This is a genomic window from Natronococcus amylolyticus DSM 10524 (assembly GCF_000337675.1).
Classification (GTDB): domain Archaea; phylum Halobacteriota; class Halobacteria; order Halobacteriales; family Natrialbaceae; genus Natronococcus; species Natronococcus amylolyticus.
Genome location: NZ_AOIB01000013.1, coordinates 151,049 through 170,912 on the forward strand (window position 1 = coordinate 151,049; position 19,864 = coordinate 170,912).

The following is a 19,864-nucleotide window of genomic DNA, read 5'->3' on the forward strand; positions in this document are numbered from 1 at the left end:
CACGTACCGTCGGTGAGCGTGCTACTTAACTTCAGGCATCCCGCCTTCGAGTGCTCCCGACGTACCGCCAGACGCGGCTGCCGGCACCGCCCTCGACCGCGTCGACCTGCTCGAAAACGTCCTTGAGAAACGCCCACCAGCCGTCGGCGGTCTCGTAGCCCACAGGATACGAGTCGTACAGCTCCCCCACGACCGTCGCCTTCTTCGCCTGGCCCTCGTCGCGGAGGAAGGCGATCGCGCGTCCGGCGACGGCCCGTCGCCGCTCGCGTCGATCCGCGGATCGACCCGGAACCGACAGCGCGTCGAGATCGATGAGGTCGGCGCCGGGTTGGAGGCCCTCCCGTCCGAGCGGGGTCGTCGATCGGTACTCGAGGCCCGTCTCGACCTCCCGATCCAGCCGACTGCGCGTCTCGGCGACCGCTCGTCGCGAGAGTTCGTCGAGGCGATCGAACCGGACGGTCTCGAGGACGGTCGCGTCCGCGCCGACGTTGTCCTCGGGAACTCTAGTAACGCGCTCCGGAGTCAGCGATCCCGGAGCGTCGTCGAATCCGTCGGTTTCGGTCGCCCCACTCGTACCGTCCGGGTTCGTCGTGGTCGAATCCTGGTCCTCGGACTCGATCTCGAGTCCGTCCGCTCGAGGCCGAGCGTCCTCGAGCGCGTCCCGCCGGTCGACGAGCCACCGGACGTAGGCGCCTCGGCTCTCGAATCCCAGGAGCCGTCGCTCCGCCTCGAGTTCCTCGAGCGTTTCGGCGTCGAACGCGACCGACAGCCCCGGCATTACTGATCGGTACCGGGCTTCGATACAAAAAAGCTCGTCAGACGGACGAAAACGGCGCGTCCGAACCGGTTCGATCGTCGTTAGTCGCGCTTCCGGAGACGCGCCGCGACGAGATCCTCGAGGTCCTCGCGGAGCTCGTCGACCGCGATCTCGTCGAGGACGGGCACGAAGAACCCTTCGACGAGCATGTTGCGCGCGTCCCGGGGCGAGATGCCGCGGGAGGTCATGTACAGCAGGTCCTCCTGGTCGATCTGACCGACTGTCGCGGAGTGGCTTGCCTCCGTGTCGTGGTTGTTGATGATCAGCTTCGGCGAGGCGTCGGCCTCGCTCTCGTCGCTAAGCATCAGCGTGTTCTCGCGCTGGTAGGAACTCGTGTCCCACGCGTCGCGACCGACGTCCTGGACCCCCTCGTACACCGAGCGGGCGACGTCGTCGGTGACGCCACGGGTGACGAGGTCGGCCGTCGTGTGCTCGCCGCGGTGCCAGACCTTCGCGTCGAGGTCGAAGTGCTGGTCGTTGTGGCCGTAGAAGGCACCGACGATCTGCGTCTCGGAGGAGTCGCCGTTGAGCTCCGTCGAGACGCCGGACTTGGTCAGCTGTGTACCGACGTTGACCTCGATCCAGTTGATCGTCGCGTAGGTGTCGGCGTCGCCGCGCTTGAGCGCGAAGTTGTAGGCCTCCTCCGAGAGATTTTGAAGGCTGCCGTACTGGACGTTGCTGTTCTCGCCGGCGACGACTTCGACGATCCCGCTGTAGTACTGCTCCTCGGCTTCCTCGCCGGTCGACTGGCGCTCCATGATCGTAACCGAGGCGGACTCCTCGGTGACGACGAGCGTGTAGTTGAACAGCGAACTGGAGTTCTGCTCGGTCCGGATCGTCACGTCCTCGGCGTCGACGCCCTCGGGGACGTAGACCACGGTCCCGGTGCTGAACAGCGCCGTGGACAGGGCCGTCAGGTAGTTCTCCTGGGGGTCGACGATCGAACCGAAGTGCTCCTGCAGGAGCTCCTCGTGTTCGGCAACGGCCTCGCTCCAGGGCAGGACCTCTGCCTCGTCGGGCCCGACCTGATCCTTGTTTTCCGCCGCGTTCAGCGGATCGACCAGCGACTCGAAGTCGAGCTCGTGGAGGTTCGTCCAGTCCCGACCCGGCGTCCGGATGACGTCGGGCATGTCGAGTTCCTCGAGGGCCTCGAGGGCCTCGAGACGGGTCTCGAGCAGCCAGTCGGGCTCGTCGAGATCGCCGCTGATCTGGCGTACCTGTTCTTCGGTCAGATTGGCGTGTACCTGCGTTCCTGCGCTCATATTATCCGAGGCTCCCCTCCATCTCGAGTTCGATGAGGCGGTTGAGTTCGACCGCGTACTCGATCGGCAGTTCCTCCGTGATCGGCTCGATGAAGCCGGCGACGATCATCTTCTTGGCGTCGTCGTCGTCCAGTCCGCGGCTCTGGAGGTAGAAGATGTCCTCGTCGCCGATCTTGCCGACGGTGGCCTCGTGGGCGACGTCGACCTTCGACTCCTCGATCTCCATGTACGGCATGGTGTCCGAGGTGGACTCGTTGTCGAACATCAGCGCGTCGCACTCGACGGCAGTGCTCGAGTTCTCGGCGCCGTCGGCGATGTGGACGAGACCGCGGTAGTTGGTGCGGCCGCCGTCCTTGGCGATCGACTTGGATTCGATGGTCGAGCTGGTGTCGGGCGCGTTGTGGTAGACCTTCGCGCCGGTGTCGATGTCCTGGTCCTCGCCCGCGAAGGCGATGGTGATGTGGGTGTCCGTCGAGCCGCGACCCTTGAGGATCGTACACGGGTAGAGCATGGTGGCCTTCGAGCCCATCGAGCCCGAGACCCACTCCATCGTTCCGTTCTCCTCACAGATCGCGCGCTTGGTGTTGAGGTTGAACGTGTTCTTCGACCAGTTCTGGACCGTCGAGTACTGGACGTGGGCGTCCTCGCCGACGAACACCTCGACACCTCCGCTGTGGAGGTTGTGGGTGCCGTACTTCGGCGCGGAACAGCCCTCGATGTAGTGCACTTCGGAGCCTTCCTCGGCGATGATGAGCGTGTGCTCGAACTGGCCCATCCCCTCGGAGTTCATCCGGAAGTACGCCTGGACGGGCATCTCGACGGTGACGTCCTCGGGGACGTAGACGAACGAGCCGCCCGACCAGACGGCGCCGTGAAGCGCGGCGAACTTGTTGTCGCTCGGGGGGACGCAGGTCGTCATGAAGTGCTCCTTGACGAGCTCAGGATGCTCCTGAACCGCCTTGTCCATGTTCATGAAGACGACGCCCTTCTCCTCCCACTGCTCCTGCATGTTCTGGTAGACGACCTCGGACTCGTACTGGGCGCCGACGCCCGAGAGGGCGTTCTTCTCGGCTTCCGGGATGCCCAGCTTGTCGAAGGTGTCCTTGATCTCGTCGGGGAGCTCGGTCCAGTCGTCGACGCCTTCGCGCTTGTCGACGTCCGGACGGATGTATGGAACGATCTCCTCGATGTCGAGCTCGGTCAGGTCGGGCTGACCGGGCCAGTCCGTCGGCATCGGCATGTTCTGGTACTGCTTGAGCGCGCGGAGACGCCGCTCGAGCATCCAGTCGGGCTCGTCCTTGTCCTCGGAGATCATGCGGATGACCTCTTCGGTCAGGCCCTTGTCGGACTTGACGGCGGCGTTCTGCTCCTTCTTGAACTCGAAGCGCGCCTCGGTGTCGGTTTCTTTGAGGTGGTCTTGTTCGGAACTCATGATTGGTATGTATTCGTGTTTACGGCTGCAGCGTTATTACGGTTGTTCTAGTCGGATTCGGTTACGCCGTGCCGTAGACCTCTTCGCGGACCCAGTCGTACCCCTTGTCCTCGAGCTCCTCGGCGAGCGAGGCGTCGCCGCTCTTGGCGATCTGGCCGTCGAGCATCACGTGGACGTGATCGGGCTCGACGTAGTCGAGGATGCGCTGGTAGTGGGTGATCTGGAGGATCCCGGTGCCCTGCTCGTCGCGCAGGGCGTTGATCCCGTTCGAGACGTCCTGCAGGCGGTCGATGTCGAGCCCCGAGTCGATCTCGTCGAGGACGGCGACCGACGGCTCGAGGATGGCGGCCTGAAGGACCTCGTTCTGCTTTTTCTCCCCGCCGGAGAAGCCGGCGTTGAGGTAGCGCTGGGCGAACCGCTCGTCCATGTCCAGTTGCTCCATCTTCTCCTGGAGGATCTCCTGGAACTCGGCGACGCCGACCTCACCCTCGTCGACGTCTCCCTCCATCGGGGACGTCTCGAATCCGGCCTCCTCTTCTTCCTCCTCGTCGGCGTCTTCGCCCTCGAAGAGCTCCTCGCGCTCCTCGATCTTGGCATTGAGCGCCGTGCGAAGGAAGTTGACCATCGTGACGCCCTCGATCTCGGCGGGGTACTGGAAGCCGAGGAAGACGCCCAGCGCCGCGCGCTCGTTGGGCTCGAGTTCGAGCAGGTTCCAGGTGCGCTGGTCCTCGTCGATCTCGATGTCCTCGCCGAACTCGTCGTCCTCGAGGTGGAGCAGGACCTCGCCCTCGGTGACGTCGTAGGCCGGGTGGCCGGCGATGACCTTCGCACAGGTCGACTTCCCGGAGCCGTTCGGTCCCATCAGGGCGTGGATCTCGCCCGATTCGACCTCGAGGTTGACGCCCTCGAGGATCTTCTCGTCGCCGTCCGCCACTTCCGCGTGCAGGTTGCGTAGTTCGAGGCGTGCCATAGTAGTCTGTCGTGTGAACCCTGGGTCGTCCGCCTGATAACGGTTTCGTATGCGGTTGGATACGGTTTCGAATAACCAAGAATATTTCACCGAACGAGAAGCGCCGACGGACAGATGCGAACTGCAGTACTGTCGACGGTTTCGGTCCGTCGGGCGCTGAACCTGCCGATCCCCTCCTACACGAGTCCGCAAGGCGACGTCGTCGAGTGATGGTTACCAGTACTGGTCGAGCCCGGTCTGTTCCTGGCCCGATTTTATCTCTTCCCAGGAGACGTCCAACGCCTCGAGGATCCGCGAGATCGGCCCCTTCAGCGTCTTCTCGAGCATCGTATCGTAGTCGACCGCGAACTCCTCGGGGATCTGATCGTCGTACTCGAAGCAGATGACGTCGGGATCGCGCTTGAACGCGCCGTAGACGGGATCCCGGCGCGCGTTGAGTCCCTCCTCGTTCTCGAGTCGCTCGAAGAAGGCGGGATCGACGCGCTCGAGGTAGAGCCGTTTCGGCTTGCTTCCGCGCTGGAAGTTCGTCCCGAGCACCCGGTTTGCGTACTTGGCGCCCCGAACCTGGGCCGTGTCGGTGTCGTAGTTGTCCAGGCGCTTGCCGATCCCGCCCGGGATGGCGATCTCCTCGAGGCTCACCTCGCCCGTGCGGACGTCCTCGATGACGCCCTGGACGTACTCCTTGGCGCCCTCGATATCGCCGTCCCTGACGATCATCTCGATCACGCGGTGTTGGACTTCCTTCGTGATCGGGGCGATGTCCGAGCGCTGGTACTCGAAGCCGACGATGTCGATGTCGTCGACGTCCTTCCCTTCCTTCCAGGTAATGTGGCCAGCGTAGCGTTTCTTCTTGCCCGCCTGGAAGAAGCGCCGGTAGAGCTTCTCGAACTCGATCTGGAAGCGGTGGAACTCCGCGTTGAGTTCGGTGCGTGCGAAGTCGTCGTACCGGTCGTTGATGTGTTCCTCGATCTCGAACGATTGCTCTATCGCCTCTTCCTTCGAGACGTCGGGTCCGAGCTCGAGCATGACTGAATCGGTGTCACCATAGGTAACTTGATAGTTCATCTCAGTCGCAGCAGTCTCGGTAAATTCGATGACTTCGCGCCCAGTAGCGGTAATTGCGGATGCTGCCTCCTTATCATATAGTCTGAATTGTTCCCACCCTGAGACACCATATAGGGATTGCCCGACGAACTGGAACTTCCCGTTTCGTCCCGCAAGCAGCGTGTGATTGTCCTCGACGGTAACACAATAGACGCCGTTTTCGGCGGTGCTTCGGGACGAACTTCGATGCATCCGAAGCGTGTTCTTCGCCCCTTCGGTGACGTAGATCCGCCACGTGTCGCTATCACGACCGTAGCTCGCGGTCAGGCCGAGGTGTGCACAGAGCCGCAGAACGTCGTCCCGGAGCTCGTCGCTCGAGGTGGAGTAGCGCCACGAGTTCACCTGTCGATCGCCATCCCCGTCGATGAGTACGTCCAGAAACCGTCGCTTCTGTCGACGGCTCCGATCGAAGACGAACTCGGGGATTCGTTTCTCGAAACTCCCCTCGCCACAGAGCTCGGTCACGAGATCCGCGAGAAGCTTCGACGTGATCGTATACGATCGATCGTCGGCGTACGAATTGAATCCCATCCCGTCGAGTAGTTCGCCGATCGTCGTATGGTGATTTTTCCCTCCGTCGGCGACGGGGCGATCGTCCTGCGCGAGTTTGACGGTCGTCGCAGAGCCACGAAAGTTCTCGCCGAACTGCTTGTCCTCGGACGTGTATACGTTTCCTTCCGTCACGAACCAGGCAAGCAGATCGAGGAAGTCGTCTCCGTCGTACGTCCGCGGAATCCACTTCCGGCCGGATTCCCGGTGAACGAAGCTCATCTCACAGACGTCTTCGATGTACTCGCGGTGCCGCTCGAACTCCTCGGCGGTGAACACGTATCCTACCTCCCCTACGTCGGCTTTCGGCACGCGACGGGGTGTCCATCCCAGCTCCGCGGTGAACGTGTGGCCGTGTACGGACGGCCGAACCCATACTTCGTACTCACCGTCGATCAGTTCCGTAAGATCGACGGTTTCGAGTTCGTCACCGTCGGGCCCCTCCCAGTCGTGGGGAAGCTCGTAGTTCGTCGCCCGGTCGAGATCACCTGCCTCAACGAACCCGTATCCGTCTTCCGTGATCCCGTTAGTCTCGTTCTTGCGGACGAGCATTCGGTGGTTCGGCGTGACACTGAAATCGATCTTGCTCGTCTCGATATCGATCAGATCACCGCCGTAATCGGGGTAGGCATGAGTTTCGACGACGGGCTTGGCTTCCAGTTCTTCGGTTTCCGGATCGAGCGAGTACACCACGTCACCGATCTCGAGGTCGGTAATACCTCGGACGCCCTCGGGAGTCAACACCTCCGTGTCCGGCGTGAAACAGTTCATAATAACCTTGACAGCTCCCTGCTGTCGGTCGTACTGCTCGTATTCGGGTGAGCCGGGCTCGTGGTCGTTCCGAAGCCCCTTCTTCTCCTCGCGCTCGGCGAGCAGCTCCGTGATCATCTCGCGCATCACGCCGTCGGGCTCCTTGCGAAAGTGGATGGGCTCGGGTTGGGTCGGCGCGGTGTAGGTCTCGCCGTCGTACTCGTCGGGATCGATCCGCGTCTCCGGCGAGGCGTTGATCGTCGTCATGCACATCGGATACAAACTCTTCAAATCTAGAACAGTTACGTTCTCTTTGACCCCAGTAATCGGGTCGAAGACGGCCCCCCCCTCGTACTCCTCCCCGCCTTCCTGTTGTCCTTTCGAGGGTAGCGCGAACTGCCCGTGGGCCTGGTGAAGGACGTACATGTCGACCGCGTCGCCGGGTGTGGGGGCGTCCTCTAACTTGCAGCCGACGAACGCGCGCACCTCGTCCCAGAACGGGATGATGCTCTGCTGACGGTCGAGCTCGACGCAGATCTCGACGTCCCGGAGGTTGTACGCGAGCAGCTGGGTGGGATCACCTTCCCAGAGGTCACCGATGTCGCCCGCGTAGCGCTCCTTGCCGACCCCGAGCTCGGACTCGCCGACGGCGTCGAGCCGGTAGGAGTCGAGTTCGGAGAAGACCATCCGCTGGTAGCCGTACAGCAGGTCGAAGACGACCCGGCCCTTGATGTCGGGGCCGCCCCAGTTGCTGCGCCAGACCTCGTCGACCCGCGAGAGGCGGTCGATCTCGAGGTCGTAGTCGTGGCCGCCTTGGAGCACCTCGAGCCGGTCCAGCAGGTACGGCGCGTCGAAGTCCTCGAAGTTCCACCCCGTCAACACGTCGGGGTCCGTTGCTCGAATGTAGTCGATAAAGGCCTCGAGCATCGCTTCCTCCTCCTCGAAGCTCCGCACCTCGTGGTCGAGCGGTCCCTCGATGGGATCGTACTCCTCGACCGCGTCGGGGATCGGCCCGTCGCCGATCGGCGCCTCGTAGAGCCACATGACGTACTCGTCTCGGTAGGAGTCGTGGCTCGTGAGACAGATGATCGGTTCCTCACCGTCCTCGGGGAACCCGGAGCGGTCGTCGACCTCGATGTCGAACGTCTGGACCCGGGGCTCGGCGTCGACGTCGGCCGCCTCGACCTCCTCGTGGGGAACGACCAGCGAGTCGTCCTCGGCCCGTCGCTCGGGAACCCGGATTCCGCTGCGAACGTCCTTGTCGATGAGAAACCGGTTCGGGAAGAGGATGTCGGCCTCGTAGTGTTCGAACTCGTCGCGGACCTGGCCGACGTCCCGCGGCGTCTGGCCGAAGATCTTCGTTAGCTTCTCGCCGCGGATGCTCTCGTAGGGTTCGCCGTCCTCGCCGACCTCGCGGCTGCCGGTGAGTCGGTCGTAGGACTCCTCGGGCGGCCGCTCGAGGGACTCCGTCGGCGCGTAGAAGTACGGACGAAAGCCGACGACCTGGACGTGCTCGAGCTCGCCGTCGGCCGTCCGGCCGAAGACGTGCATAATCGGACGTTCGTCGTCGCCGTAGCCGGCGATGGTGTAGTCGACCTGCATTACGGCGAGCTCGAGCGCTCCCGTCGGCTCCGGAAGCGTCTCCTCGCGAACGTCGATCACTGCTGTGCTCTCTCCCGTTCCGTCGCCGGCGACGGCGGCTGCCTCTTCGTCCGGCCGTTCGGAAGACTCGCGGGAAAACTTCGCGAGTCCGGTCTGGCCCGCCTCGGTCATTGTGTCGACGTTTGGCGCCGCCGGTTAAAAACCCACCATTCCCGTCGATACCACCCAAAACTGAAGGAAGAACAAAGCATATAATGTGGTAACACATAGCAAGGGCTGAGGTGACCGATGTGTCCATTCGTGCCAACGAAGACGAGGTGGCGGATCGAGGCGAACCGAGTAGCGAACCCGAGGGCACAGCGACGATCGAGGCCTACGAGATCGAGGACGGCGTCGTGTTCTACGACGCGGAGAACCCCCTCGCGTGGGTCGAGGCGAACAGAACGCTGACGCTCGAGGAGTTCGTCTAACGCTCTCCGCGGGTGAACGCGAATCCTTTTCCTTGCGCTTCCCGTCTTTGACCGTGTGGTGTTCGACCGATCCGAACACGAACCCGAGGAGTGGGACCCCGAGGAGGAGTTTACCGATCCCGAAGAGGAGTTCACCGACCCCGACAGCGACTCGCTGACGATCCCTCGAGTGTCGACCGAGGACGCGGGCTCCAACCTCAGGTCGGACCTGCGCTCGGAGTTCGGAGCGTCGGCTGACGCGGAGACGACGGTCGAAACCGACGTCTCGAGCGACCTGCTACAGGCGTTCTGGTCGATCGTGCTCGTCGTCAACGCGGCCGTGCTCGCGTTCTCGGTCGGCGTGTTGTTTCTGCTCTTCGACGGTCCCTCGACGAACGGTTTCGCTCTCGTCGCCGGCGGAGTCGTCCTCTCGGGGTTCGCCGTCCGCCGCTACCGAAACTACCGAGCGACGAGCCGCGAGGATCCGCCGACAACGGATGACGACACCGACACTGACGCCAACACCGACACTGACGCCAACACCGACACTGATTCCGACACGGATACCGAACCGTCAACACCCGGCGAAACGACTTCGGAGCCGGAGTCCAAACACCAATCACCCGACGACCCCGACCGCACATGAAACCCGTCCAAGACGACACCGGGAAGCGATACGTCCTTCTCAAACGCTCCGAGCACGCGAGTCTCGTTCGTGATCCCGAAACCGGAAACGAGTGTTACGTCCAGAACGACCGCCTCGAGCACCTGGCCGAGGAGTCCGTCCTCGAGACCGCCGCTCGGACTGTCGAGGAACCCGTCCGAACGCTGCTGTCGGCCGTCCACGACGAGACCGGTCTCGGGCTGCTCGTCGAACTCGGCAAGCGCGGTCCGCTTGGCGTTCGCGAGATGATCGGCGTCTACGACTGCTGCGAGAGCGATCTCCACGGCCGACTCACGGTGCTGACGGCCGCGGACCTGATCGCCGAAACCGACGTCGCCGGCGAGCGCGGGTATCGACTCACCGACGACGCCGAGGCCGCGCTCGAGGCCATCGGTGCGGACATCGACGAGGAGTCGGCGGCAACTCGGTCGGCCGACGACGATCCCGTCGGAACCGAACCCGGCTCCTAATCAGCTCTCCCCACCGTTTCGAACCTTTCAGTCCGAACGCAGCAGTGCCGCCTCCGTCTGCCGGCCGCGCTCGAGCCGCGAGCGGTTCGAGGTCGCGTCCTTCTCGACGCGGACCAGCGAGTCGGCCGCGCCGATCAGCTCCTCGTCGTGGCTGACGACGACGATCTGCTCGACGCCCAGATCCCGCATCGACTCGACGAGCGAGACCAGCTGCGTGACGTGTCCCGAGTCGAGGAAGACGGTCGGCTCGTCCAGGATCAGCGGCGGCATCGGGGCGGTACCCTCGACGCCCTCCGCGAGCAGCCGGTAGATCGCACACCGCAAGCTGAGGTTGAACAGCGCCCGCTCCCCACCCGAGAGCTGTTCGGGCTCGAGCGGTTCGCCGTCCTTCTGGTAGACGGTCAGCCGGTACTCCCCGTCGAGGTCGATCGCGGCGTAGGAGTCGTTCTGGTAGACCAGGTCGAACGTCTCGTTCAGCAGTCGCTCGAGGGTCTCGACGTTTCGCTGGCGAAGCTCCGCGCGCAACTCCCCGTAAGTCGTCTGCAGCGTTTCAGCCTCGTCGTACAGCGAGTCGAGCCGCTCGAGTTTCTCCTCGACGGTCTCGAGACGGTCTCGAAGCCGCTCGAGTTCCTCGATCTTCTCCTCGACGCCACCGATCTTCCCCTGTAGCTCGTCGCGGTCGGCTTCGAGCGACGCGAGCTTCTCGTCGACCTTCTCGAGGTACTGCTCGGCGTTTGACTGCTTCGTTCGGGCGGTCTCGACCCGATCGTCGTCGAACTCGGACTCGAGTTCGCGCTTGTGTTCGCGGTCGGCCGAGAGCTGCTCGCGGCGCTCGTCGTTCATCGTCTCCCAGTCCGCGCGTCGCTGCCGCAGCGTCTCGATCTCGCGGTCGAGTTCGGCGCGCTCGGCTTCGATCTCGCTGGCTCGACGAAGCGTCTCCAGGCGTTCTTTGATCTCGCCGCGCTCGGCGTTGATCTCGCCGAGCTCGGTCCGTGCATCCGCGACCTCGCTCTCGAGGTCGCTCGCCCGCTCGCGTTTCGTCTCGGCCTCGCGCTCATGTTCGTCGCCCTCCTCGCGGAGCCGGTTCCGCTGCTCCCGTCGGTCCTCGAGACTCTCGCGTTTCTCTTCGAGGAGCTGTGCGACGTTCTCGCGGTTCTCCTCGAGGCGGTCGACGCGTCGCTCGGCCTCGACCAGCGACTCGGCGCGCTCGATTCGCTCGTCGAGCTCCTCGCGGTCATCCTCGAGACCCGACAGCCGCTCCTCGAGCGTCGCGAGCGTCTCGCGTTTCTCCTCGAGGATGTCGACGTGGGGTGAGCCTGCGACGTCCTGGCCGCACTCGGGGCACTTCCCCGCCTCGCGGAGCCGCTCGCCCTCCTCGATCGCGTTCTCGACGGACCGGATCTCGGCGGTGACGTCGTTGATCGTCGAGACCAGCTCCTCGCGGTCGCTCTCCAGTTTCTCGAGGTGGCTCTCGGCCCCGCCAAACGCGACCGGTGCGTCGTCGAACGCCGAGCGGGCGGACTCGACATCGTCGTCGAGGTCGTCGACCGTCTCCTCGCGATCCGCGATGGCCTCGCGGTCGTTCTCGATCCGCTCGTCGAGCTCGTCGGCCTCCTCGCGGGCCTGCTCGGCCTGGGATTCGAGCTCGTCGGCCTCCTCGCGCAGCCGCTCGACCTCGCCGTTTCGCTCCGTGATTGAAACGCGGACGTCCTCGAGGTCGTCCCGGAGCTCCTCGTCGCGGGCCTCGAGTTCCTCGATTCGGGACTCGACCGCGTCGGCGTCGATCGTCTCGAGTTCGGTCTCTCCGAGCAGTCCGTCGCGCTCGTCTTCGAGTTCCTCGCGTTCGCTCCTGCGTTCGCGGAGGGTCTCGCCGGCGTTCTCCCGTTTCCGTTCGGTCTCGGCGATCTTCGAGCGCAGCTCCTCGATCCCCTCCTCGAGGTCGGCGATCTCCTCGCGGGTCTCCTCGTGGCGCTCGAGGACGCTCTCGGCCGTCTCGAGGGTCTCCCGCGCGTTCTCGCGCTGAGACTCGAATCGTTCGATATCGTCAACGACGTCGGCGTGACTCGACTCGAGGGCGTTCAGCCGGTCGTGGAGCTCCTGGTCTTCCTTGCGCTTTACCTGCCTCCGGAGATCCTCGAGCACCTCGCGCTGGCCGTCGAGCACCGACTTGACCCCGAGTCGGGCGTCGCTCGCCCGCTCGCGGTACTCCTCGAGCGCGCCCAGCTGCAGGAGGTCGTCGATCATGTCCTGGCGCTCGCCCGGCGAGGCGTGGATCAGCTTGTTCACCTCGCCCTGGCGGACGTACGCGCAGTTGACGAACGCCTCGGCGTCCATCCGTAACAGTTCGGTTACCTCGTGGCGGACGTCCCGTGCCCCCTCTATCGCCCCACTCGGTCCCTCGAGGAGGCACTTGGTCGTTGTCGCGCGGTCGCCCCGAAGCTTGAGCCGTCGCTCGACGCGGTAGCTGCGGCCGTCGTGGGTGAACTCGAGTTCGACCTCACACTCCTCCTCGCCGGTCGTGATCACGTCGTCGAGGGTGCGATCGCCCAGCGCCTTCGAGCCGTACAGCGCGAAGAAGACGGCCTCGAGCAGGGTCGACTTTCCGCTGCCGTTGACGCCGTGGACGATCGTCACGCCCCGCTCGAGGCCGAGCTCGGCCTCGCCGTAGCACTTGAAGTTACGCAGGCGTACGCGATCGACCCTCATTCGAAATCACCCAGCGAGGCGTACTCGCCGTCGGAGCTCGGCTTCGGCTCGGTCCGGTCTTCGGACTCCGCGTCATCGGTCCCGTCGGCCGACGGTCGGTTCCCTTCGGCTCCGTCGCCGTCGGCAGTTTCGTCGGCCGACGCCACCGCGGTGTCGGCTTCGGAACCCCCGCTCGAGTCGCCCGTCTCGGATTCGTCGGCGCTCGCTTCCGCCGCACCATCGGTCGTCTCCGCGTCGTTCGTCTGCACGTCGGCCATCTCCGCGTCGTCCGCGTCCGTCAGTTGATCGGCGACCGTCGACACATCCTCGTCGCCCGGCTCCCGATCGGGTGCGGGTTCGAACGCCGTCTCCTCGTCTTCGAGCAGCTCCCGGGTGCGTCGCTCGACCTGCTCGCGGACGTTCGCGTCCGCGAGGTCGTCGTCGCGAACGGTGCGGTCGATCTCGAGGGCGGCGTCGCTGAGTCCGAGCTCGCGAACCCGCTCGCGGACGGCGTCGTCGGGGTTGGCGAAGCTGACCGAGACCCCCTCGCCCTCGTCGGGCAGCTCCCGGCGGTCGTTCACGCGAGCAACGAGCGCGCCGCGGTCGACGGCGAGCTCCTCGACGGCCGCGGGCGCGATCGGCTTCCCCTCGCCCTCGATCGTGACGATGACGACCGCGTCCTCGAGGCCGTGCTGGCGGACCCGCTCCTGGACCCGGTCGACGCCCTCGTTCTCGGCGAGTTCGACGTCGACGAAGACGAACTCGCGGGTCAACTCGATCCCTCGACGCCGGATCGCCGGCTCCTCGCCGGGCTCGAACGCGACGAGGTTGTATCCGCGATCCCCGCGTTCGCTGGCGCTTGCGCGTTCGGTCGACCCACAGTAGGTGACCCACGTCTCCCGCAGTTCGGCGGTGTCGGGGTGGTGGTTGTCACCGAGCAGGACGGCATCGAACTCGACGGTCGACTCCGTCAGGAGCCGCTCGGTGTCCCAGTCGGCGTGGGGGAACGGCTCGAACAGCCCGTGGCTCACGAGCGCGGCGTGTGCCGCTTCGTCGGGAACCGGGGCGAACTCGTACTCGAGGTCCTCGCGTCGGGAGCGGGGCACGAAGTCGAGGCCGTAGAACGCGACGTCGTCGAGTACGTACGGCTCGGCGCCGAGCCTGGTCGCGAGCCCGAGGTCGGCGAACAGGTCGAGCCACTGGGCGTCGCGTTTCCCCTCGTGGTTGCCGACGACTGCGAGGAAGGGGACGTCGGCGTCCTCGAGCGAGCGAAGGATTTCGACGGTCCCCTGGAGGTCGACCAGGTTCGGCCGCCGGTCGTGAAAGAGATCGCCGGCGTGGATCACGGCGTCTACGTCGCCCTCGATGGCGTCCTCGGCTACGCTCCGGAACGCCTCGAGGAAGTCCCGTCGTCGCTCGGGCGAGTTGTACTGCTGGTACCCGATGTGGGTGTCGCCCGTGTGTATCACCCGCGTCATCTACCGGGAGTTGATGACGGGGCCCTAAATGGATTCCGCGACCGGACTGAAAGTAGAGCGTGCTGACGAAAACGAGGGGTTCACCTCGTGTGGAATCGGTACGGAAGATTCCGCTACGACTCGATATCGAGACTGTACAGCCGCTTGCGCGCGTCGGAGAACGAGAAGCGGGAGTCGATGACGTGCTCCTCGTCGAGCCGGTTCAGGGCGTACCGAACCGTCCGCGCCGGCAGGAGCGTCTCCTCGGCGATCTGCTGTTGGGTCATGGTGTCGTTGTACTCGAGAACTTTCGCGACGAGTTTCGCACTCGGCGGGAGCTCGCGGACGTCGTCCCACGACCCCCGATTCGTGGGTTCGGGCTGTGGCGACTCTAGAGAACTCATCCTGTACTCCCATTACGAATACGGCCTGATAATATTTTCTGTTTCATTCTATGTCCTATGGTAATATTCCGACGGGGCTGTAGTTACCCGAAGCCTCTTATGAGCCAACACCCAACTCACGAGTGATGAGCGACACTGTGGACGACGTCGACCTCCCCTACGACGAGGACGAGGCGTCCCAACAGGAGAAAATCCAAGCACTCGAGGATCGGTTAGAGATTCTCGAGTCGCAAAACGAGGAGATGCGCGACAAGCTCCTCGATGCGAACGCCGAGAACAACAAGTACCAGCAGAAACTCGAGCGGCTTACCCACGAGAACAAGAAGCTCAAGCAGTCTCCCCTGTTTGTCGCCACGGTCCAGGAGCTGACGGACGAAGGCGTCATCATCAAACAACACGGGAACAACCAGGAGGCACTGACTGAAGTAACAGAGGAGATGCGCGAGGACATCGAGCCCGATGCCCGCGTGGCCGTCAACAACTCGCTGTCGATCGTCAAGACCCTCTCGAACGAAACCGACGTCCGGGCCCGCGTGATGGAAGTCACCGAGAGCCCCGAGGTCAGCTACGAGGACATCGGCGGCCTCGAGGAGCAGATGCAGGAAGTACGGGAAACCGTCGAAATGCCCCTCGAGAAGCCCGAGATGTTCGACGACGTCGGCATCGAGCCACCGAGCGGCGTCCTGCTCTACGGCCCGCCGGGAACCGGGAAGACGATGCTCGCGAAGGCCGTCGCCAATCAGACCGACGCCACCTTCATCAAAATGGCCGGTTCCGAACTCGTACACAAGTTCATCGGCGAGGGCGCGAAGCTCGTGCGGGACCTGTTCAAGGTCGCCCGCGAACACGAGCCGGCCGTCATCTTCATCGACGAGATCGACGCCATCGCTGCCAAGCGCACGGAGTCGAAAACCTCCGGCGACGCCGAGGTCCAGCGAACGATGATGCAGCTCCTCAGCGAGATGGACGGCTTCGAGGACCGCGGCGAAATCCGCATCATCGCCGCGACCAACCGCTTCGACATGCTCGATCGAGCGATCCTCCGTCCAGGCCGATTCGATCGGCTCATCGAGGTCCCCAAGCCCAACCAGGAGGGCCGCGAGATCATCTTCGAGATCCACACCCGCGGCATGAACGTCGCCGACGACGTTGACTTCTCGGAGCTGGCCGCCGAGGCCGAAGAAGCGTCGGGCGCCGACGTCAAGGCGATCTGCACCGAGGCCGGGATGTTCGCCATCCGCGACGACCGCACCGAGATTCGGATGGAGGACTTCCGCGGCGCCTGGGAGAAAGTTCAGGCCGAGACCGACGAGACCGACGAGGTCTCGAAGACGTTCGCCTGATCGGACTGTCAGGTCGACTCGTCCCGTCTTTTCTCTTTACAGCGCGGCGAAGACGAGCCACGGCACCACGAACAGCGCCGCCGTCAACACGGCGAGAATCAGGAGGTAGCCGACGACGGTGCTTCCCGCGGTGAGCCAGGCGGGATGCTCGAACTGGCGTGTATCGAGTGCCATGTAGGTACGAACCGAAGAGGCGTCCATAAACGTACCGGCGCACCTATCTGCTACCCACTGCTGAAGCGATGGGCTTGTGAGCCGGACCCAATCGCAGGAAACAGCGTCGAAACGAGTCGATATCCGTTGAGATGCTTGCCTCCGAATACGGCATCGGTCCCTAGAAGTACCGCAACAGACCGCTCTCGTCGTCGGCGTTTCGGAGACGCCGACAGGCCAGACTGGCCTTCGACCCGATCGGGTCGGGGAACTCCGTGAGGATACGGACGATCTCGGTCAACTCGAGGGCACGGCAGAGGACGGCGATGACCAGGAAGACGACCAATCCTGCAGGCGGGACGACGAACATCGAGATCGGGACTGCGCCGACGATCGGGACCCCGATCGGGATCGAGAGCGCATCGGCCATAAGGTAGATCGGGACCGCCGCAACGGCGGTGGTGGCGGCTACCCGTCCGTACCGGGCGTTGGTGATCGGGTCGAACCCGGTCTTGCGAGCGCTCCAGAGGTGGAAGATCGCCATCGAGCCATACCCGATCGACGTCGCGATCGCCGCCCCGCGCATCCCGTAGGCCGGAATGAGAGCGGCGTTCAGGACCAGGTTGATTATTGCCGCGGCGCCGGTCGCGATGATCGGGTACCGGAGTTCGCCCTTTCCCTGGGCGATCGCGAGCATCGGGCGGGCGAGCGCGAACCCGACCGCACCGGGAAGCAAGAGAAGCAGCGGCGCGATCACCGGTTCGGAGCCGGGCCCCCAGTAGATCGGGACGGCGGCGTCGGCGAGGGCCGCCATCCCGAGTGCCATCACCGCTGTGATCAAGAACGTATACCGGAGCGTCCGACCCGCGACCGCAGAGATCTGATCGACCTTCCCCTGAGACCAGAGTTCGGACGTCGAGTGGACGAACACCGTCTGTAGGACGATAGGCGCGAACCAGAGGAACTCGGCGAACACGAGCGCCGCCTTGTAGTGACCCGGCGCATCCTCCGAGGCCATCGCCTGGAGCATCAGGATGTCGATGTGGTACAGCGACATCAGGAGGAGGACGAGGACGATCGACAGCGAATTGAAGGTCATCATCTCCCGTTTGGGAAGCATCCCGTCGTTCGTCTCGAAGACACCACGGAGCGACTGATGGTAGTGGAGGACGATCAACCCGACGAGCGCTACCAGCCCGCTCGAGAGGATGTGACCGAGTAGGGCTCCGACGACGCCGTAGCCCAAATACACGAGCGGGAGGGCGATAGCTACGAACGAGACGTTGAAGAGAACCTTCAGCGATTCCGAGTAGCGCTCGAGGCCGAATCCCATCAGCGTCTTCCTGGCAAAGGGCCAGTACTGAGCCGTGAGTACCAGCGCGACGGAGACGTAGAAGTAGAGCGTGAACTCCTCGCGCCAGAGCCACTCGAAGAAGCCGAGATAGGTGACGATGCCAAGAGCGGCTGCGCCGAGGACGGCCAGTAGCGTCGCCAGCCGGAAGTAGAAGCCGACGACAGTCCGTTCCCAGGCGGGGTCATCGCGGTCCTCGGCGACGTACTTCCGGACGCCGTCGGCGATCGGGGTACTGACGACGATCATGAACAGCGAGTGGGCAGAGAGGACCGTCGCGTAGGCGCCGTAATCAACGTCGCCGAGCCAGCGATAGAGCAGCGGGGAAGCGATGATCCCCAGAATCAACGCGACGAACTTGCCGCTAGCGACCGAGAGAATTGCACTCGTCAGACTACGCTTCACCTATTGTCCTCCGGACGACCATAGGGAACCCGTGTCCAGTATAAAAGGTGACGAAAGCGAATCACCATCGTGTGAACCATCTCGAGAGCCACGTCCAGACGCCCCACCGACAAAGACGTGAGGGGGCAGCCAACGACGACGATCGGGTAAGCTTCTGATCACAGTCGGTTGAACGTGCAAACATAGTCAATCGCGCAACTCGGAACAGGAGAAGTCCTGTTCCACGATCGGATACTATATCACCCACTCGCGGTTCCGGTCCGCTTTTACCGGCCGACTGGCTATACCGTCGTAATGACGAAGATCGTCGTGGTGGACAACCACGGACAGTTCACCCACCTCGAGCAGCGGGCGCTTCGGGACCTCGGCGTCCAGACGGAACTGATCGACAACGACGCGGACCCAGCGGAGGTCGACGCCGATGGCGTCGTCCTCTCGGGCGGCCCCGACATGGATCGAATCGGCCGTTCGGCGGAGTACCTCGAGTCGGACGTCCCCGTCCTCGGCATCTGTCTCGGGATGCAACTGATCGCGACGGAACTCGGCGGCTCGGTCGGCAGCGGCGAGTACGGCGGCTACGCCGACGTGACCGTCGACATCGTCGACGAGGACGATCCGCTCACCGGTAGCCTCCACCCCGAGACGCGAGTCTGGGCGAGTCACGCCGACGAGGTCACCAAACTTCCCGAGGGGTTCGAACTCACCGCCCGTAGCGACGTCTGTGACGTCGAGGCGATGAGCGACACCGATCGCGACCTCTACGGCGTCCAGTGGCATCCCGAAGTGGCCCACACCGAGGAAGGCGAGGAGATCTTCGAGAACTTCCTCGAGATCTGCGAGGAAAACGGCGCGTAACGAGAGGAGAGTCTCTACTCACCCCGGGTTTGCGTTTCGCTCTTTTCGAACCGACCTTCCGGACAGCGACGACTCGGCGCGCACGGGCCGATAACACCGGTGTTACGTGGTATCTCCGGTGTCGCCAAACGCGTATATGGTTACGTGACGAATCAGGTAACGTAATGCAACCACAAACCGACGCCGCTCGAGCCGAGTTCGCCGCACCGATCGCGACCGACGAACGGGGTGTAAAATGAGCACGAGCGTTCTCGTCACCGGCGCGACCGGTAACCAGGGCGGCGCGGTCGTCGACCACCTGCTCGAGAGCGATACCGAGTTCGATGTCTACGGACTGACGCGGGATGCCTCGAGCGAGACGGCTAAGGAACTGTCTGAGCGAGGGGTAACGATGGTCGAAGGCGATCTGGACGAAAAGGAGTCGCTTGCCCCCCACGTCGCCGAGGTCGACGCCGTCTTCGCCGTCACGAACTTCTGGACCCAGGGGTACGACGCGCAGGTCCAGCAGGGCAAGAACATCGCCGAGGTCGCCGCCGACGAGGGGGTCGACCAGTTCGTCCTCAGCGGCGTCGGCAGCCACTGGGAGGACACCGGTGTCCCCCACTTCGACTCGGCACAGGAGATCGACGAGTACGCCCAGGACCTCGAGCTCCCGATGACGGTCCTCGGCCCTGTGTTCTTCTTCCAGAACTTCGAGGCGTTCGCCGAGGACGTCGTCGAGGAAGGGCAGATCGCGCTGCCCCTCGAGGAGGGCGTCTCGCTGCAGATGATCGACACCGACAACGTCGGCCACGCCGCCGCCGTCGCGCTCGCGAACCCCGAAGCGTTCGTCGGCGAGCGGATCGAACTCGCGGGCGACGAGCTCACCCTGGCGGAAGCTGCCGACACCCTCTCCGAGGTGACGGGTCGGGACGTCGAACCAGTCCACGTCCCGATCGAGGACGCCTACGACTCCTTCGGCGAGGAGTTTACGGTCATGTGCGAGTGGTTCAACGAGGTCGGCTACAGCGCGGATCTCGAGGGGCTCGAGGACCGCTTCGGCTTCGAGTTCACCGAGTTCGAGCGCTACCTCCGCGAGCACGGCTGGGAGGACAAGGAGGGGATGGCCTCGGTTCCGGGCTGGGTCAAGGCGATGCAGTAGC

The 19,864-nt window shown here is 64.1% G+C and carries 16 protein-coding genes; 6 read left to right on the forward strand and 10 right to left on the reverse strand.

Features of this window, described 5'->3' with window-relative positions:
• Positions 1-31: 31 nt before the first annotated feature.
• The 5 genes from C491_RS02875 to C491_RS02895 all read right to left on the reverse strand — a co-directional run bounded on the left by C491_RS02875 (position 32) and on the right by C491_RS02895 (position 8,657).
• On the reverse strand, positions 32-778 hold the full coding sequence (locus tag C491_RS02875) for a hypothetical protein (RefSeq protein WP_005553662.1): 747 nt from the start codon (positions 776-778) through the stop codon (positions 32-34).
• A gap of 80 nt (positions 779-858) precedes the next feature.
• Complete coding sequence (gene sufD, locus C491_RS02880) at positions 859-2,079, reverse strand: Fe-S cluster assembly protein SufD (RefSeq protein ID WP_005553663.1); 1,221 nt, start codon at positions 2,077-2,079, stop codon at positions 859-861.
• A 1-nt stretch (position 2,080) separates the two neighbouring features.
• Positions 2,081-3,511 carry a Fe-S cluster assembly protein SufB gene (sufB, locus tag C491_RS02885; protein WP_005553664.1) on the reverse strand — a complete coding sequence of 477 codons (1,431 nt, stop codon included), beginning with the start codon at positions 3,509-3,511 and terminating at the stop codon, positions 2,081-2,083.
• Positions 3,512-3,572: 61 nt separating this feature from the next.
• Entirely contained in the window at positions 3,573-4,481 is a 909-nt protein-coding gene (locus tag C491_RS02890) for an ABC transporter ATP-binding protein (protein WP_005553665.1), read from the reverse strand.
• 213 nt (positions 4,482-4,694) lie between these two features.
• Entirely contained in the window at positions 4,695-8,657 is a 3,963-nt protein-coding gene (locus C491_RS02895) for an intein-containing DNA polymerase II (protein ID WP_005553667.1), read from the reverse strand.
• A 110-nt stretch (positions 8,658-8,767) separates the two neighbouring features.
• Between C491_RS02895 and C491_RS02900 the strand changes: the two genes are divergently transcribed.
• The 3 genes from C491_RS02900 to C491_RS02910 are packed head-to-tail and all read left to right on the forward strand — an operon-like array spanning position 8,768 to position 10,069.
• Complete coding sequence (locus C491_RS02900; RefSeq protein ID WP_049891401.1) at positions 8,768-8,956, forward strand: DUF7331 family protein; 189 nt, start codon at positions 8,768-8,770, stop codon at positions 8,954-8,956.
• 55 nt (positions 8,957-9,011) lie between these two features.
• The gene (locus tag C491_RS02905) at positions 9,012-9,581 is read left to right on the forward strand and encodes a DUF7322 domain-containing protein (protein WP_005553670.1); all 570 of its coding nucleotides are present in this window, start codon (positions 9,012-9,014) and stop codon (positions 9,579-9,581) included.
• Complete coding sequence (locus C491_RS02910) at positions 9,578-10,069, forward strand: DUF7346 family protein (protein WP_005553671.1); 492 nt, start codon at positions 9,578-9,580, stop codon at positions 10,067-10,069. Before C491_RS02905 ends, C491_RS02910 begins: the two co-directional genes overlap by 4 nt.
• 27 nt (positions 10,070-10,096) lie before the next feature.
• On the opposite strand, the gene rad50 is transcribed toward C491_RS02910, so the two are convergent.
• The 3 genes from rad50 to C491_RS02925 all read right to left on the reverse strand — a co-directional run bounded on the left by rad50 (position 10,097) and on the right by C491_RS02925 (position 14,615).
• Positions 10,097-12,775, reverse strand: coding sequence for a DNA double-strand break repair ATPase Rad50 (gene rad50, locus C491_RS02915; RefSeq protein WP_005553673.1), 2,679 nt, complete (start codon positions 12,773-12,775; stop codon positions 10,097-10,099).
• Positions 12,772-14,232, reverse strand: coding sequence for a DNA double-strand break repair protein Mre11 (gene mre11 / locus C491_RS02920; protein WP_005553675.1), 1,461 nt, complete (start codon positions 14,230-14,232; stop codon positions 12,772-12,774). Before mre11 ends, rad50 begins: the two co-directional genes overlap by 4 nt.
• Positions 14,233-14,345: 113 nt before the next feature.
• Entirely contained in the window at positions 14,346-14,615 is a 270-nt protein-coding gene (locus C491_RS02925; protein ID WP_005553676.1) for a MarR family transcriptional regulator, read from the reverse strand.
• A 125-nt stretch (positions 14,616-14,740) separates the two neighbouring features.
• On the opposite strand from C491_RS02925, the gene pan1 reads away from it, so the two are divergent.
• On the forward strand, positions 14,741-15,958 hold the full coding sequence (gene pan1, locus C491_RS02930; protein ID WP_005553679.1) for a proteasome-activating nucleotidase Pan1: 1,218 nt from the start codon (positions 14,741-14,743) through the stop codon (positions 15,956-15,958).
• A 36-nt stretch (positions 15,959-15,994) separates the two neighbouring features.
• On the opposite strand, the gene C491_RS23105 is transcribed toward pan1, so the two are convergent.
• The gene (locus C491_RS23105) at positions 15,995-16,132 is read right to left on the reverse strand and encodes a hypothetical protein (RefSeq protein ID WP_005553680.1); all 138 of its coding nucleotides are present in this window, start codon (positions 16,130-16,132) and stop codon (positions 15,995-15,997) included.
• A gap of 160 nt (positions 16,133-16,292) precedes the next feature.
• Complete coding sequence (locus tag C491_RS02935; RefSeq protein ID WP_005553681.1) at positions 16,293-17,867, reverse strand: oligosaccharide flippase family protein; 1,575 nt, start codon at positions 17,865-17,867, stop codon at positions 16,293-16,295.
• Between the two features lie 294 nt (positions 17,868-18,161).
• On the opposite strand from C491_RS02935, the gene C491_RS02940 reads away from it, so the two are divergent.
• Both C491_RS02940 and C491_RS02945 read left to right on the forward strand, forming a co-directional pair.
• The gene (locus C491_RS02940; protein WP_005553682.1) at positions 18,162-18,722 is read left to right on the forward strand and encodes a GMP synthase subunit A; all 561 of its coding nucleotides are present in this window, start codon (positions 18,162-18,164) and stop codon (positions 18,720-18,722) included.
• 235 nt (positions 18,723-18,957) lie between these two features.
• On the forward strand, positions 18,958-19,863 hold the full coding sequence (locus C491_RS02945) for an NmrA/HSCARG family protein (RefSeq protein ID WP_005553683.1): 906 nt from the start codon (positions 18,958-18,960) through the stop codon (positions 19,861-19,863).
• Position 19,864 lies beyond the last annotated feature (1 nt).

Bases quoted from the DNA above. Each gene is read 5' to 3' on its own strand.
- sufD (WP_005553663.1), bottom strand. From the start codon at position 2,079: ATGAGCGCAGGAACGCAGGTACACGCCAATCTGACCGAAGAACAGGTA.
- pan1 (WP_005553679.1), top strand. From the start codon at position 14,741: ATGAGCGACACTGTGGACGACGTCGACCTCCCCTACGACGAGGACGAG.
- C491_RS02910 (WP_005553671.1), top strand. From the start codon at position 9,578: ATGAAACCCGTCCAAGACGACACCGGGAAGCGATACGTCCTTCTCAAA.
- rad50 (WP_005553673.1), bottom strand. From the start codon at position 12,775: ATGAGGGTCGATCGCGTACGCCTGCGTAACTTCAAGTGCTACGGCGAG.
- sufB (WP_005553664.1), bottom strand. From the start codon at position 3,511: ATGAGTTCCGAACAAGACCACCTCAAAGAAACCGACACCGAGGCGCGC.
- C491_RS02895 (WP_005553667.1), bottom strand. From the start codon at position 8,657: ATGACCGAGGCGGGCCAGACCGGACTCGCGAAGTTTTCCCGCGAGTCT.
- C491_RS23105 (WP_005553680.1), bottom strand. From the start codon at position 16,132: ATGGCACTCGATACACGCCAGTTCGAGCATCCCGCCTGGCTCACCGCG.
- C491_RS02925 (WP_005553676.1), bottom strand. From the start codon at position 14,615: ATGAGTTCTCTAGAGTCGCCACAGCCCGAACCCACGAATCGGGGGTCG.
- C491_RS02875 (WP_005553662.1), bottom strand. From the start codon at position 778: ATGCCGGGGCTGTCGGTCGCGTTCGACGCCGAAACGCTCGAGGAACTC.
- C491_RS02890 (WP_005553665.1), bottom strand. From the start codon at position 4,481: ATGGCACGCCTCGAACTACGCAACCTGCACGCGGAAGTGGCGGACGGC.
- C491_RS02945 (WP_005553683.1), top strand. From the start codon at position 18,958: ATGAGCACGAGCGTTCTCGTCACCGGCGCGACCGGTAACCAGGGCGGC.
- mre11 (WP_005553675.1), bottom strand. From the start codon at position 14,232: ATGACGCGGGTGATACACACGGGCGACACCCACATCGGGTACCAGCAG.
- C491_RS02940 (WP_005553682.1), top strand. From the start codon at position 18,162: ATGACGAAGATCGTCGTGGTGGACAACCACGGACAGTTCACCCACCTC.